The sequence below is a fragment of the Saccharopolyspora sp. NPDC000359 genome (genome assembly GCF_040300525.1).
Classification (GTDB): Bacteria; Actinomycetota; Actinomycetes; order Mycobacteriales; family Pseudonocardiaceae; genus Saccharopolyspora.
The window spans coordinates 1-14,838 of sequence record NZ_JBEPDU010000012.1; the positions used below are offsets into that span (position 1 = coordinate 1).

The 14,838-nt window shown below is 70.5% G+C and carries 13 protein-coding genes and 1 pseudogene; 6 read left to right on the forward strand and 8 right to left on the reverse strand.

Annotation, left to right across the window (positions count from 1 at the left end):
* Positions 1 to 93 (reverse strand): annotated as a pseudogene (locus tag ABT324_RS10375) (superoxide dismutase); the annotation flags it as partial.
* A 164-nt stretch (positions 94 to 257) separates the two neighbouring features.
* On the opposite strand from ABT324_RS10375, the gene ABT324_RS10380 reads away from it, so the two are divergent.
* Positions 258 to 1,055, forward strand: coding sequence for an SAM-dependent methyltransferase (locus ABT324_RS10380; RefSeq protein WP_351174704.1), 798 nt, complete (start codon positions 258 to 260; stop codon positions 1,053 to 1,055).
* Positions 1,056 to 1,170: 115 nt separating this feature from the next.
* Positions 1,171 to 2,286 (forward strand): acyltransferase family protein, encoded by a 1,116-nt coding sequence (locus ABT324_RS10385; RefSeq protein WP_351174883.1) that lies wholly within the window; start codon positions 1,171 to 1,173, stop codon positions 2,284 to 2,286.
* Positions 2,287 to 2,306: 20 nt separating this feature from the next.
* Here ABT324_RS10385 and ABT324_RS10390 read toward each other — a convergent pair whose 3' ends face one another.
* The 3 genes from ABT324_RS10390 to ABT324_RS10400 form a co-directional block, all read right to left on the reverse strand.
* Entirely contained in the window at positions 2,307 to 3,677 is a 1,371-nt protein-coding gene (locus ABT324_RS10390) for a S28 family serine protease (protein WP_351174706.1), read from the reverse strand.
* A gap of 178 nt (positions 3,678 to 3,855) precedes the next feature.
* On the reverse strand, positions 3,856 to 4,722 hold the full coding sequence (locus tag ABT324_RS10395) for a coiled-coil domain-containing protein (protein ID WP_351174708.1): 867 nt from the start codon (positions 4,720 to 4,722) through the stop codon (positions 3,856 to 3,858).
* Positions 4,723 to 5,074: 352 nt separating this feature from the next.
* A complete protein-coding gene (locus tag ABT324_RS10400; RefSeq protein WP_351174710.1) occupies positions 5,075 to 5,650 on the reverse strand; it encodes a TetR/AcrR family transcriptional regulator in 576 nt (191 codons plus the stop codon).
* Between the two features lie 485 nt (positions 5,651 to 6,135).
* On the opposite strand from ABT324_RS10400, the gene ABT324_RS10405 reads away from it, so the two are divergent.
* The 3 genes from ABT324_RS10405 to ABT324_RS10415 all read left to right on the forward strand — a co-directional run bounded on the left by ABT324_RS10405 (position 6,136) and on the right by ABT324_RS10415 (position 10,910).
* Positions 6,136 to 7,629: an aldehyde dehydrogenase family protein gene (locus tag ABT324_RS10405; RefSeq protein ID WP_351174712.1), complete on the forward strand. Its 1,494-nt coding sequence runs from the start codon at positions 6,136 to 6,138 to the stop codon at positions 7,627 to 7,629.
* Positions 7,630 to 7,785: 156 nt separating this feature from the next.
* Complete coding sequence (locus ABT324_RS10410) at positions 7,786 to 9,318, forward strand: APC family permease (protein ID WP_351174714.1); 1,533 nt, start codon at positions 7,786 to 7,788, stop codon at positions 9,316 to 9,318.
* A 44-nt stretch (positions 9,319 to 9,362) separates the two neighbouring features.
* The gene (locus ABT324_RS10415; protein WP_351174716.1) at positions 9,363 to 10,910 is read left to right on the forward strand and encodes a GMC family oxidoreductase; all 1,548 of its coding nucleotides are present in this window, start codon (positions 9,363 to 9,365) and stop codon (positions 10,908 to 10,910) included.
* 267 nt (positions 10,911 to 11,177) lie between these two features.
* Here the strand turns inward: ABT324_RS10415 and ABT324_RS10420 are convergent, their stop codons facing one another.
* From ABT324_RS10420 to ABT324_RS10430, 3 genes are all read right to left on the reverse strand, one after another.
* Positions 11,178 to 11,552: a VOC family protein gene (locus tag ABT324_RS10420; protein ID WP_351174718.1), complete on the reverse strand. Its 375-nt coding sequence runs from the start codon at positions 11,550 to 11,552 to the stop codon at positions 11,178 to 11,180.
* The gene (locus ABT324_RS10425) at positions 11,549 to 12,163 is read right to left on the reverse strand and encodes a TetR/AcrR family transcriptional regulator (protein WP_351174720.1); all 615 of its coding nucleotides are present in this window, start codon (positions 12,161 to 12,163) and stop codon (positions 11,549 to 11,551) included. The genes ABT324_RS10420 and ABT324_RS10425 overlap by 4 nt, the downstream gene beginning before the upstream one ends.
* A 115-nt stretch (positions 12,164 to 12,278) precedes the next feature.
* Positions 12,279 to 12,836, reverse strand: coding sequence for a helix-turn-helix domain-containing protein (locus tag ABT324_RS10430; protein ID WP_351174721.1), 558 nt, complete (start codon positions 12,834 to 12,836; stop codon positions 12,279 to 12,281).
* 49 nt (positions 12,837 to 12,885) lie between these two features.
* Between ABT324_RS10430 and ABT324_RS10435 the strand changes: the two genes are divergently transcribed.
* Entirely contained in the window at positions 12,886 to 14,091 is a 1,206-nt protein-coding gene (locus ABT324_RS10435; RefSeq protein ID WP_351174723.1) for a benzoate/H(+) symporter BenE family transporter, read from the forward strand.
* Positions 14,092 to 14,102: 11 nt separating this feature from the next.
* On the opposite strand, the gene ABT324_RS10440 is transcribed toward ABT324_RS10435, so the two are convergent.
* Complete coding sequence (locus tag ABT324_RS10440) at positions 14,103 to 14,738, reverse strand: cyclase (protein ID WP_351174725.1); 636 nt, start codon at positions 14,736 to 14,738, stop codon at positions 14,103 to 14,105.
* Positions 14,739 to 14,838: the final 100 nt, after the last annotated feature.

Genomic DNA, 14,838 nt, shown 5'->3' on the forward strand with positions numbered 1-14,838 from the left:
CTTGCTGTGGTGCAACTCGTTGATCTCACCAGCGATCGCCGGCTCCAACGCCGCGTAGTCGTAATCCAACTCCGGCAACACGTACTGCGCCATCGTCCTCATCCCTTCGACCGGATCTTCGCCGTTCACCGGAAGTCTCGAACCTCGAGCGCGCTCCAGGTCAATGACCCTCCGTTGGTGTGCTCGATCACTCCCCGCCCTGTGCCGGACCCGGTCGGCGAACTAGTCTGCGCCCACCACGGTCACCCGGAGGAACAATGTCCGAACGCTCCCAGAGCCCGCACGACCTGGATTTGGACCGGCCCAGCGGGGCGCGGGTGCACGACTACCTGCTCGGCGGCGGCAGCAACTTCTCCTCGGACCGCGACCTGGCCCGCCGGGTGCTCGCGGTGGCCCCGGACATCCGCCTGGACGCGCTGGCCAACCGCGCCTGCCTGCACCGCGTGGTGCGCGCCTGCCTGGACCTGGGGGTGCGGCAGTTCCTGGACCTCGGTTGCGGCATCCCGAACGTCGGCACCGCGCACGAGATCGCGCAGCAGCTGGTCCCGGACGCCCGGGTGGTCTACGTCGACAACGAGCCGCTGGCCGTCAGCCAGGGCGAGCTGCTGCTGGAGGGCAACCCGGACGCGGCCATCGTGCAGGCCGACCTGCGCGACGTCGACCGGGTGCTCACCGCGGAGCACACCCGCCGGTTGCTGGACCCGGCCGAACCGGTGGCGGTGCTGATGTTCTCGGTGCTGCACTTCCTCACCGAGCCCCCGGCGGAGGTGGTCGGCCGCTACCTGGACGCCTTCGCCCCGGGTTCGCTGCTCTGCCTGACCCACCTCACCGCCGACCACGCGCCGCAGACCCTGCGCGCGATCAGCGACCTGTTGGACGAGAGCCAGCACCCGGGTGTCGCGCGCAGCCGCGCCGAGCTGACCGAGCTGCTGGCGGGCCTGGACCTGCTGGACCCCGGGGTGGTGCCGACCGCGGATTGGCGGCCGGAGCCCGGTGACTCGGACCTGCGCGTCCCGGAACCGCTGAGCTACGCGGCGGTGGCGCGAAAACCGTGACCAACTCGACATGGTCCGCGCGGCCCACCCCGTTGGGCGATCTGCCCAGCGCAGAACGCGATGATCCTTCGGTATTCAGACAAACAGCCCTGGTACCGTGACCCGCGTGCCCGAGATGACGTCCACTGCCACCCAGCGGAGCTCGGGCCGGAGCAAGCGCAAGATCAGCTGGGACGTGGTGCGCACCGCCTGCGTCCTGCTGGTGATGCTCTACCACTCCACCTTCCTCAGCACCTACCTGCACCCGGAGATGACGCCGCGCTCGGTGGTCTTCCCGTACCAGGTCGGGGCCAGCCTGCTGCTGGTGATCTCGGCGTACTTCGCGTGCGTGACCATCGGCCGCGGCACGCTGCTGCGCTACTGGTGGGGGCGGATGGCCCGGCTCGTCCCGCCGTTCATCGGCGCCGTCGTGGTGGTGTTCCTGGTGATGCGCTGGGCGGCGGTGGAAGGCTGGTTCTACCCCACGTTCAGCGACCTGGTGTCCAACCTGCTGATGCTGTGGAACTGGAAACCCGCCGAGTACTGGTTCATCGACGGTTCGCACTGGACGGTCCCGCTGCAGTTGATGGGTTTCACCGCCGCCGCGGCGCTGTTCGCCACCAGGTGGGGGCACGGGCGGCGGATCATCGTGGTGCTGTGGCTGGCGGTGCTGCTGCCGATCGTGCAGTGGCCGCTGCGGGTGAGCGACCCGTCGGAGTTCTACCGGACGGTCGTGGACGGCATCGGGGTGCACCGCTGGCACCTGTTCGTGGTCGGGGTCGCGATCTGGTTGTGGTCGACGCGCCGGATCTCGCTGCCGCACTTCGCCGGGCTGCTGGTGGCCTGCATGGCTGGGCAGGCGCTGCACAACTACGCCGAGACCCCGGAGGGCCTGGTGGCCGACTGGGGCTCCACCACCGCGGTGTGCCTGGGCATGGTCGTGGTCGCGCTGACCGCCTACGGCCCGGACTGGAACCGGGTGGTCCCGAACTGGCTGGCCGGGCGGATCACCTGGTTCGCGGGCATCTCCTACGGCGTGTTCCTGGTGCACCAGACGATTGGCTACATCGTGATGCGCGAGCTCGACGACCTCGGGGCGGATCCGCTGCTGCAGACCGCCGCGATGCTGGTCACCGGCACGGTCCTGGGCTGGGCCCTGACCCGCGTGGTGGAGCGCCCGTCGCACAAGTTCCTGATGAACGCCTACGACAGCCTCGCCGCACGCCGCTCGGCCCGCTCCAAAGCGGCCTGACCGGAGCCCGGCGGGCGGCCTCAGCGCGGGTGGCGTTCGAGGGTGTCGGCGTCGAGGACCGCCGAACGCATCACCGGTGCCTCGACCTCGGCCCAGCGGCGCACGGTCGCTTCGGCCTCGGCGCGCTGCTCCGCGGGCAGGCCCTCGATCTTGGCGCCGTGGTTGGCGCCGGGCACCAGGTAGCTGTGGGAGTCGCGGGTGCCGGGGCCCAGCTCGAAGGGTTCGGCGCTCCAGGGGTCGCGCTCGCCGTTGACGAACATCAGCTCCGAACCACTGCTGCGCACCCACGCGTCGACCTGGCTCATCACCCCGGGTTCGAAGCGCATCGGGATGTCGCGCGACACCAGGTTCCGGGGCTGGCTGAGCTCGCGGTGGTGCAGCAGGTCGGCCAGCGGCTCGTCGGAGACGTGCGGCCAGCCCAGCTGGGTGCCCGCCTGGTAGTAGTACGGCGCGTAGGGCTCGATGCCCTGGTCGGTGTAGAAACGGAACTCCACGGTCTCGTCGAAGAACGCGTAGAGCTCGTCGGTGCTGGCCGTGGTGGCGGGCACCTGGGCGCAGTCGTCCTGGCCGCGGTACTGCCAGAACGCGAAGGGCGTGTCGATCACGACCATCTCCAGGCCGCGGTCGATGTCGCCGATGATCCGGTCGAAGGTCAGGCCCTCGGCGTCGGCGTAGGCCTGGAACTTCGCCAGCAGCTCGTCCCGCCGGACCAGCGCTTCCCGCTGCACCGCGGTCAGCGCCGCGCGGCAGGCCGGGTCGGTGCCGACCTCGGCCAGGAACTGGTCGTAGCGGTCCCGGTCGTTGTCGACGTCGTTGGGCGCCACGTAGGCGACCGTGCCGTCGACGTCGTCGGGGTAGAACCGCCGGTGGTAGACCGCCGTCATGCCGCCCTTGCTGGCCCCGGTGGTGATCCACTGCTGGTCGTAGACGGCGCGCAGCGCGGTGATCACCCGGTGCTGGTCGGTGGCGGCCTGCCAGATGTCCAGGTCGCCCCAGTCCGCCGGGTCCGGCCGCGACGGGGTGAAGAAGCGGTGCTCCAGGCTCACCTGGTTGCCGTCGACGAGCTGGGTCGGCTCGGTCCGGGTGGTCTTCGCCGGCAGGTTGTAGCCGGAGGTGTGGAGCACGGTGGGCCGCGCCAGGTCGCGGTGCAGCAGGGTCAGGCGCTGCTCGAACTGCCCGGCGCCCGGGTGCCGGTGGTCGGTGGGCTGAATGAAGGTCAGGTCGAACAGCCGGAAGCCCGGTTCGGTGGGCCGCTCCCCGACCACGGTCAGGCCGGGCACCGCCGCCAGCCGATCGCGCACGTCATCCGCCGGTGGCGCCGCACCTGCCGGTGTGCCGACCAGCAGCATGCCGCACACCGCGGCGAAGGTGACCAGAGCGCGCCAGTTCATCCTGCCTCCCGCTGCACCGATTCCCGTCGAACGTAGTGATTACGCGCGGTGCCGGGAAGGTCTCGGCGCATTCTCGCCGCCCGGCTGCGCGGCTCCGATCTTGGCGGTTCGTGATCGATTCCGCGCGTCGAGCGGAGGGCGGAGCGGACCGCCCGCCGTCGGCGAGCGGTCCGCGCGGTCAGGCGCGGGTGGCCGCCACCCCCTCGGGCACCGGCTCCTCGTGGCGCTGCTCCGGCACGTCGACGTCGTCCACCGGAACATGTCCATTGTGGACGACATCGGCGACGTAGCCGTCCGACCCCTCGCTGGCCGCGCCCGCTTCGGTGGCGACCAGGAACGGCTCCGCGGTGGCCAGCACCTGCTGCGCGGCGCGGACCCGCTGCGCGAGATCCTGGCGCACCCGCAGCATCGTCTCGGCGTACTCGTCGGCCCGCCGGATCCGCCGCTCCGCCTCCGCGGTGGCCTCCCGGACGCGCCGCTGCGCGGCCTCCCGGCTGGCCTGCTCGCGCTCGGCCATGATGCGCATCGCCTCTTCACGGCGCGCCGCCATGGACACCTCGAAGTCGTGCTCGACCTGGGTGCGCCGCTCCTCGGCCTCGGTGTCCAGCCGCCGCCGGCAGTCCTCGGCCTCCCGCTTCATGGCCTGGACTTCCTGGCGGGTGCGGGCGAGCACCTCGTTGCGCTGCTGCTCGGACTGCCGCCGCCACTCGTCGGCCTCGGCGACCAGCTTCTCGTACCGCTCGCGCAGCTCGGCCGCGGCCTGCTCGCTGCGCGCCCACTCGTGCTCGGCCGCGGCCTGGGCGGCGGCGACCACCTCGTTGGCCTCGTCGTGCGCGAGGCGCACCATGCGGCGTAAGCGGTCGCTGAGCGCAGCGGCGTCGATCGGGTTGCGGGCCTGCTCGTCGAGCTGCTGCTTGAGCTCCTCGACCTCGGCGCGCGCCTGCTCCAGCTGCGCGCTCAGGTCGTCGACCTGGCTCAGCGCCGAGTCCCGATCCTCGGCGAGCATCCGGAGCTCGGTCTCGGTCTGCTGGATGTAGAACTTCACCTGCGATCGCCGGAACCCGTACCACACCGTGTCGAAATCCGACTTAAGCGGCACCAATTCGCGGTCTTCGTACTGCCCCACGGTCTCACCCCACCTGAAGTTGATCAATCCTGCTGGGAGCGAGCCACGCCCCGACGCGGCAAGTTCCGTTGTACACCGGAAAAACGCCTGGCGATGTGCTCCACCGGACTGAAAAACCGGCAGACCGGACGCTGCGGCGCGGACGGTGCCACGGATCGCTGGCGCCATTCTCCTCGGCACCAGCGGCTAGATCAACAGTGCCGGATTCGGTGCAATGCAACGGACATCCGATGTTGACCGATCGGACATCAGGCGGGAAATGCCCGCGGGATCAGCTTTCCGCGGGCCCGGACAGCACCCGGCGGAATATCATCTCGATCTCGTCTCGGCTCGGCACCGATTCCCGGACGATGCCCTGCATCAGCAGCCCGCAGATCACCGCGGTCAGGGCCCGGCCGGTGGCCGCGTCGGTGTGCGCGGAGAACAGCTCGGCCATCGCGCTGTCCCACTCCTGGCTCACCCGGCGCAGCGCGGGCTTGTGCAGCGCGGCGACGTAGAGCTCGTGCTCGACCGCGGTCTGCGACCGGGCCGGGCCCAGGTAGTGCAGCACCAGGTCGGTCAGCGCGGCGGCCAGGTCGCCGTTGTCGGCCAACCCCTCGGCCCACCGCCGCAGGTGCGCCACGTCGTCGGCGGCGGCCTGCCGCAGGGCGCTGGCCAGCAGGTCGTCCAGCGAGGCGAAGTAGTAGGTGGTCGACCCCAGCGGCACCCCGGCCTCGGCGGCCACCGCCCGGTGGGTGAGCTTGTCCACACCGCGCTCGGCGACGACGGCGATCGCCGCGCGGGCGATGCGCTCGGGGCGGGCCGGGTCCTTGCGGCGCGCGGCGGGCGCGGGCTGCGTGGTCGACATGCGCTTGGACGTCCCTCCAGTGTCGCCGGCCACTTCTCGACGGCGGGCCGGATGACCTTGCACAGCCTGCCACGCCGAGGGGCCAGCGCGATGCGGTCCACGTCACCGGAATCGCATCCGCCCTGTTCGGAGCGCGAATTTTCATCGCCGGACAACATCGACCAACCCCAGTGATGTACAGATGTACACCAACGGTGTTAGGGTCTTCGGCGGCACTGAGAGCATTCGCACCAGGCCGAGGAATCGACCTGCTGCTGGAATTGAACGAAGACCGCGCACGGCCGCCACCGAATGCACCGCCAGGAGGTGAAATCGCAGTACGGCGCGCCGACCGCACCATTCGGCGAATTTCGCCTGGAAGCGACGAGAGATTCGCGTGGCGAACTGCCTGCTCTCGCGGCATCGTGTGACCACACCGCCACCAGAAGTGCGCGGTGGTGCAGTTCCAGCACGAAAAGCACGAACGACATCACGGGGATACGAGCATGTCGCAAGCTGAGAATTCAGCACCCACGCTGTTCATCGACGGCGAATGGGTGCCGGCCGAGGACGGTCGCACCCGCGAGATCCGCTGCCCCGCCGACGGGGAGCTGGTGGCCACCGTGGCCGAGGGCGGCCGGGCCGACGCCGAGCGCGCCGTGGCCGCCGCCCGGCGGGCCTTCGACGAGGGCTCCTGGGCGACGAGCTCGCCGTGGGAGCGCGGGGACCTGCTGCTGCGCGTCAGCGACATCCTGGTGCGCGACAAGGCGGAGTTCGCCCGCGCCGAATCGCTGGACACCGGCAAGCGGCTGGTGGAGAGCGAGTACGACATGGACGACATCGCCGCCTGCTTCCGCTACTTCGGCAAGATCGCCGGGACCGACGCCGGCCACCTGGTCGACACCGGGTCGCCGGACTCGATCAGCCGCGTCCAGTACGAGCCGGTCGGCGTGTGCGGCATGATCACGCCCTGGAACTACCCGCTGCTGCAGGTGGCCTGGAAGGTCGCCCCGGCCATCGCGGCGGGCGACACCTTCGTGCTCAAGCCCAGCGAGCTGACGCCGAGCACCGCGATCCTGCTGATGCGCGCGCTGACCGAGGCCGGGCTGCCCGCCGGGGTCGGCAACCTGGTGCTGGGCACCGGCGCCGAGGTCGGCTCGGTGCTCTCCGAGCACCCCGACGTGGACCTGGTCTCCTTCACCGGCGGCCTGCACACCGGCCGCAAGGTTTCGGCCGCGGCCGCGGCGACGGTCAAGAAGGTCGCCCTGGAGCTGGGCGGCAAGAACCCCAACGTGGTCTTCGCCGACGCCGACTTCGACACCGCCGTGGACTTCGCGCTGACCGCGGTGTTCCTGCACTCCGGCCAGGTGTGCTCGGCCGGTGCGCGGCTGATCGTGCAGGACGAGCTGCACGACGCGCTGGTGGACGAGGTCGTCCGCCGCGCCGAGCTGATCCGGCTGGGCGGTCCGTTCGACACCGACGCCGAGACCGGCCCGCTGATCTCGGCCGAGCACCTGCGCAAGGTCGACGACTACGTGGCCAAGTCGGTCGCCGAGGGCGCGGTCCTGCGCACCGGTGGCCGCCGCCCCGAGGGCGAGCGCTACGCGGGCGGCCACTACTACCTGCCGACGGTCCTCGACGAGGTGCGGCAGGGCTCCTACGCGGTGACCGAGGAGTCCTTCGGCCCGGTGCTGACAGTGGAGCGGTTCACCGACGAGGACGACGCGGTGCGCATCGCCAACGACACCCACTACGGCCTGGCCGGCGGGGTGTTCACCAGCGACCCGGCCAGGGCGCAGCGGGTGGCCAACCGGCTGCGGCACGGCACCGTCTGGATCAACGACTTCCACCCCTACCTGCCGCAGGCGGAGTGGGGTGGCTTCAAGCAGTCCGGCATCGGCCGCGAACTCGGCCGCGCCGGTCTCGGCGAGTACCAAGAGGCCAAGCACGTCCACCAGAACCTGCGGCCCGGTCCGCAGAACTGGTTCTCCGGCCAGTAAGGAAGTCCCGGGAGCTGCGGCGGTGCCAGATCCACCGCCGCAGCGCACCCGCGCGGCCTGACCGGCCGCGATCGCACCACGCGCGACGCAAAGCAACCACCCGGCCCAACCCTCCCGCACCCGGCGGGGGCGTTGACCGGGAAAGGAGTTCGGGGCATGAGCGCGCCCAATTTCGACGCCGAGCTCAACGAGTTCGGCTACACCAACAAACTGAAGAGAAGTCTCGGGGGGTTCCACACCTTCGCCGCCGGGATCAGCTACATCTCGGTGCTCACCGGCACCTTCCAACTGTCCTACTTCGGCCTGTCCTTCGGGGGGCCCGCCTACTGGTGGTCCTGGCCGATCGTGTTCCTGGGGCAGTTGCTCGTGGCGTTGAGTTTCGCCGAGCTGGCATCGCGGTACCCGATCGCCGGTTCCGTCTACAACTGGGCGAAGAAGCTGGGTGGTCAGCACGTCGGCTGGCTGGCCGGGTGGATGATGCTGCTGGCCTCGATCGTGTCGATCTCGGCCACCGCGCTGGCCTACCAGAACACCCTCCCGCAGATCTGGTCCGGCTTCCAGGTGATCGGTGACGGCGCCAACGCCACCGACGCCGCGGTCAACGGCATCATGCTGGCGCTGGTGCTGATCCTGTTCACCACGCTGGTCAACGCCTTCGGCGTCAAGCTGATGGCCCGGATCAACAGCGGTGGCGTGTTCATCGAGCTGGTCGCCGCGGTGCTGCTGATCGTGGCGCTGGCGCTGGTGGCGGTGAACCCACCGACCGTGGTGCTGGACACCAGCGGCACCGAGTCGGCCTACGGCGGCAGCTACCTCACCGCGTTCCTGGTCGCCGGGATCGCCTCCTCGTACGTGATGTACGGCTTCGACACCGCCGCCTCGTTGGGCGAGGAGTCCATCAACCCGCACCGCAACGCGCCGAAGGCGATCCTGCGGGCGCTGGTCGCCTCGTTCGTGCTCGGCGGCCTGATCATCCTGCTGGGCCTGATGGCCACCCGCGACTTCTCGGCGCCGGAACTGGCCTCCAGCGGCCTGCAGTTCGTGCTCAACGACGCGCTGGGCCCGCTCGTCGGCCGGTTGTTCCTGCTGGCCATCTTCGTGGCGATCACGGTGTGCGTGCTGGCGGTGCACACCGCCGCGATCCGCATCATGTTCGCGATGGCCCGGGACAACGCGCTGCCCGCGGGTTCGCTGCTGGCGCGGGTCAGCCCGCGGTTCCAGACCCCGGTCGTGCCGGCGGTGGTCATCGGCGTGGTCGCGGTGGCGCTGCTGCTGGTCAACATCGGCCAGCCGCAGATCTTCACCGCCATCACCAGCCTGGCGATCATCCTGATCTACGTCTCCTACCTGCTGGTTACCGTGCCGATGCTGGTCGCGCGGCTGCGCGGCAGGTGGAAGCCGGTCAAGGAGGAGGGCCGGTTCAGCCTGGGCAAGCTGGGGCTGCCGATCAACGTGCTGGCCGTGCTGTGGGGCGCGGGCATGACGATCAACCTGGCCTGGCCGCGCCCGGAGGTCTACAACGCCGAACCGCCTTACCACTGGTACCTGCAGTACAGCTCGGTGCTGTTCGTCGGAGTCGCCGCGGTCGCCGGGTTCGCGTACTACTGGTTCGTCCAGCGGCACAAGATCGGTGTCCTCGCCGAGCACTCGTCCACTTCGGACGCTGAAGAGCCCAGCCCGGTCGCCTGAGCGGCGCGCGGACAACTTCCCGCACAGAAACGGAGATTCGGACAATGACAGATCAGTTCGACTACGTGGTGGTCGGTGGCGGTAGCGCGGGTGCGGCAGTCGCGTCGCGGTTGTCGGAGGACCCGAACGTGACCGTGTGCCTGCTGGAGGCCGGGCCCTCCGACGTCGGCGACAAGGCCATCCTGGAGCTCAAGCGCTGGATGGCACTGCTGGAGTCCGGCTACGACTGGGACTACCTGATCGAGCCGCAGGAGAACGGCAACTCCTTCATGCGGCACGCGCGGGCCCGGGTGCTCGGCGGCTGCTCCTCGCACAACTCCTGCATCGCCTTCTGGGCGCCCGCCGAGGACCTCGACGAGTGGGAGTCGATGGGCGCCACCGGCTGGGGCGCCAAGGACATCTTCCCGCTCTACCAGCGGCTGGAGACCAACGACGGGCCCGGCGACCACCACGGCCGCAGTGGCCCGGTGACGCTGCGCAGCGTCCCGCCGAACGACCCGTGCGGTGTCGCGCTGCTGCAGGCCTGCGAGCAGCAGGGCATCCCGACCACGGAGTTCAACTCCGGCAAGACCGTGGTGCACGGCGCCAACTGGTTCCAGATCAACGCCCGCGAGGACGGCACCCGCTCCTCCTCGTCGGTGTCCTACCTGCACCCGAACCTGGACCGGCCGAACCTGGAGATCCGCACCCAGGCGTGGGCGAAGAAGGTCGTCTTCGACGGCACCCGGGCCACCGGCGTGCAGTACCTGGACGCGGACCTGATCCACACCCGCACGGTGTCGGCGCGCCGCGAGGTGGTGCTGTCCACCGGCGCCATCGACACCCCGAAGCTGCTGATGCTGTCCGGCATCGGCCCGGCCGAGCACCTGCGCGAGTTCGGCATCGACGTGCTGGTGGACTCCCCCGGCGTGGGCTCCAGCCTCCAGGACCACCCGGAGGGCGTGATCAGCTGGGACGCCAAGAAGCCGATGGTCACCGACTCGACGCAGTGGTGGGAGATCGGCATCTTCACCACCACCGAGCCGGGGCTGGACCGGCCGGACCTGATGTTCCACTACGGTTCGGTGCCCTTCGACATGCACACCGTGCGGCAGGGCTACCCGACCTCGGAGAACAGCTTCTGCCTGACCCCGAACGTCACCCGCGCCCGCTCCACCGGCACGGTGCGGCTGCGCAGCCGCGACTTCCGGGACAAGCCGAAGGTCGACCCGCGGTACTTCACCGACCCGCACGACATGCGGGTGATGACCGAGGGCATCAAGCTGGCCCGCGAGATCATCGAGCAGCCGGCGATGCAGGAGTGGGCCGGTGCCGAGCTGTTCCCGGGCCCGGACGTGCGCACCGACGACGAGATCGCCGACTACATCACGCGCACCCACAACACCGTCTACCACCCGGCGGCCTCGGTGCCGATGGGCGCCGAGGACGACCCGAGCAAGCCGCTGGACGCACGGCTGCGGGTCAAGGGCGTGCAGGGCCTGCGCGTCGCGGACGCCTCGGCGATGCCGTTCCTGGTCGCGGTGAACCCGAACATCACCACCATGGCCATCGGTGAGAAGTGCTCGGACATGTTGAAGGAAGACAACCGCTGATGAAGTGCGGGGCCGCCGCGCCCCGCACTTCACACCGATCTCACCCGATCGATGCCGTCACCGGTGCTGTTCCCCGAAAGCAGTGTGGTGTTCGGTAGCTGAGAAGGCCCCTCCGGTCCCCCGCCCCGGAGGGGCCTTCACCACTTCCTGCGTCGCGCCGTCGCCGGGGTGGACGTGATTCCGGTGCGGATCAGGTGTCCGGCCTCCGTTGGAATCGCCCGGGTCCCGGTCCGCCCAGGACGGCGCGTCGCCCTCGCCGGGGGACGGTCAGGCCGGGGACATGACCTCGTAGAGGTTGCCGGTGTCGTCGCAGAAGAACAGACCGCGGGGGCACAGCGGGTGGTCCACCCGCCCGTTGTCCGGTTCCATCGGGTCGCTGCCGAAGGGGACCTCGCGCTCGCGGAGGCGGGCGAGGACCTCGTCGAACTCCTCGGGCGTCACGTCGAACGCGAGGTGGTGCGGTTGGGCGTCGGGCACCGTCATGAACTGCAGGGTCAGCATGTCGTTGACCTCGACCGGGGCGAACTTCCCGTCGAAGCCGTCCGGCGGCAGGCGGCGCAGGCCGAGGATCTCGGCCAGGAAGTCGGCCGCCGCAGCGTTGTCCCCCGCGGGGACGATGGTGTGGTTGAGCGTGATCGTCACGCTGCCTCCTTGAACGCGCCGTGCAGGAACAGGTCGACGAGGTCGGCGGGTTCCACCCCGGCCGAGTCCCCCATCCGTCCCCGCGTGTGCAGGAATCCCAGGAACATCGCGGCGAGCTTGTCCGACGGCAGCCGCAGCGAGTCCCGCTCCGGCTCGAAGAGCTCGGCCACCGCGTCGCGGACCCCGTGCCCGTCCGGCCTCCTGGGGGGTTTCGACCGGTCCTTCTTGTGCCGAAGGCTGCGCGCCCCGGCTGGGTGCCCGCTGGCCTGCAACGCCCCGACCACCGCGCCGATCCGCTCCAGGTGCGCCGCGAGCGCGTCCGCCGCGGTGCGCAGCCGATCCGCCAGCGGCTGGTCGAGCGGGATCGACTCGATCTCCCGCGCCACCTGGTCCGGCCGGAACGCCTCGGTCACGCACTCCGCCAGCAGCTCGTCCTTGTCCTCGAACACCCGGAAGATCGTTCCCTCGCCAATTCCCGCGGCCCGCGCGACCTGCTTGGTCGTCACCGCCGCCCCGAACTCGGCCACCAGAGGCAGGGCGGAGGCGATGATCATCGCCCGCCGCTCCTCCGGACTCATCCCCGGCGCCCTGCGCCGCGTCGTCTCTCCCATGCCGACCAATGTACGGAGTGAGTACTCACTCCGTCAGTGCGAAGTGAGCACTCACTCCGTTCGGTGGTGCGCCGCGGGACTCGTTCCCACTGGTGGTCGACCGTGGCACCACGGCTCAGGAAGGGTCGGGGTAGCGCATCAGCAGCGTTGCGGTGACGTCGTCGGCCGGAGCTTGGTAGACGTGGTCGACTCCGCCGTCGAAGCGGATGTAGTCGCCGGGGCCGAGGGTCTCCGGGGCCGATTCCGGCCCTGTGACCAGGGTTCCGGTGTGCACCAGGAGCTGTTCGACCACGCGGGGCCGGTGCGCGGCGGAGACGTACCGGGCGCCCGCGCGCACGTGCAGGCGGTAGACCTCCAGGCGCTGGCCGCCCGCGACCACCCGGTCCATCAGCTCGACGTCCGCCACCTGACCGGACAGGTCCGCGCCGCGGGCGCGGTTGACCACCACGGGGGCCGCCGACTCCGGCTCGGCGACCAGCAGCCGCCCCAGTGGCACGTCGAGGACCGCGGCCAACGCGTAGAGGGTTTCCAGCGTCGGGTTGCGGCGCCCGGCCTCCAGCTCGGACAGCGTGCCCTTGCCGATCTCCGCGCGGCGCGCGGTCTCGGACAGCGACAGCCCGCGCTCGGCACGGGCCGCGCGCAGGTTCGCCCCCACCACCTTGACCAGCTCCACCGCTCCTCCTAGCATCGCGTCGTTCCATATACAGAACGGACGGGTTCCTGTGCTGCGCCGACGACTCCCCGCCGCCCCGGTGTCCACCCTGGTCGCCGGTGGCATCACCACGCTGGTCGGGGTGGTGAGTTCCGCGGCCATCGTCTTCCAGGCCGCCCGCGCGCTCGGCGCCGGGCCCGCCGAGATCGGTTCGTGGATCCTCGCGCTGGGCGTGGGCATCGGCGTCACCTCGATCGCACTGTCGCTGCGCTACCGCGCGCCCGTGGTGCTGGCCTGGTCGACGCCCGGTGCCGCACTGCTGGCCACGAGCAGCCAGGGCGTGTCGATGTCCGAAGCGGTCGGCGCCTTCCTGCTGGCCGCGGCGCTGACCGTGGTGGTCGGGCTGACCGGGTGGTTCGAGCGCGCGGTGGACCTGATCCCCGGTTCGATCGCCTCCGCCCTGCTCGGCGGAGTGCTGCTGCAGTTCGGCATCGGCGTGTTCACCACCATGCAGGACCAGTTCTGGCTGGTCGCGGCCATGCTGGCGGGCTACCTGCTCGGCAAGCGCCTGCTGCCGCGCTACGCGGTGCTCATCGCGCTGGCGGTCGGCGTGGTGCTGGCCGCCGCGCAGGGGTCGCTGCGGCTGGGCGGCATCGACGTCGCGCTGGCCAGCCCGGTCTGGGTGTGGCCGAGCTGGTCGCTGCACACCGCGATCAGCGTCGCCATCCCGCTGTTCGTCATCACCACGACCTCGCAGAACCTGCCCGGCGTGGTGACGCTGCGGGCGCACGGTTACTCGACCCCGGTGTCCCCGGTGCTGTCCTGGACAGGCGCGGCGAACGTGGTGCTCGCGCCGCTGGGCTGCTTCGGGATCAACCTCGCGGCGATCACCGCCGCGCTGTGCATGGGCCGTGACGCCCACGACGATCCGGGGCAGCGCTACAAGGCGAGCATCGCCTCGGGCGCCTGCTACCTCCTGCTGGGGATCTTCGGTGCGACGCTGGCCAGCCTCCTGGCGGCGTTCCCGCTGGCGCTGGTCACCGCGCTGGCCGGGATCGGGCTGCTCGACACCATCGGTGGCTCGCTGGCCAAGGCCACCGAGGACGCCGACAGCCGCACCGCGGCGCTGATCGCGTTCCTGGTCACGGCCTCGGGGTTGACGCTGTTCGGCATCGCCTCGGTGTTCTGGGGCCTGCTCGCCGGGGTCGCCGCCCACCTGGTCACCAGGCGGCCGACGGCGGTGGGCGGGGCTCCGGCCGGAGCCCCGCCCACCTGATCGGCCAGGGGTCAGCCGATCGTCGTGGTGGTCAGGACGGGGTTGGGGTTGGGGAAGCAGCGCGACGGCACGTCGACATCACCGATGATCGACGACACCGCGGCGGTGAAGGTCAGCCCGGGGTCGTCGTAGCTGGTGCCGTGCAGCTTCGTCTCGATCGTGCCGGAGTCACCGGCGGTGAGGTGCGCGGTGACGGTGGGCAGTTCGAACTCCGCGCCACCCTCGAGCGGACCGTCCAGGTGCAGGGTGGCGACGTCGCCGTCGACGGTGAACGTCGGCGGGTTCGGGCCGAGGCCGGACCCGCCCGCCAGGTCGGCGGAGACGAAGGTGGAGTTGGCCGGGATCGGGATCTTCAGGTCCAGGCCCTCGATCCGCTTGACCGTGAAGCCGTTGACCTCCGAAGGAACGGTGTTCACGGCCGGGTCGATCACGATGTCCAGCGCACCGCCGGGGGCGACGGTGTCCGGAGCCGTGACGTCAGCGCCCTGCTGGAAGTCGAACTGCTGCTCGCCCACCGGCGACGCTCCGGAGCAGTCGAAGTTGACGTCGAAGGCGGCCGCCAGGGCCTGTGGGGTGAACGCGAGCGCCGCGGCTGCGGTCAGGGCGGCAGCAGCGGCAGCGCGTCTGCTGCGGAGTCGGGACGACATTGGCCTCACCTCGCATAATCGGTTTCAGGAAGGTGCGGGCCGCGCGGCGACCCGAATACTTACTGACGAGTAAACTCCGCGTCAACGCGACCGCCGTTCC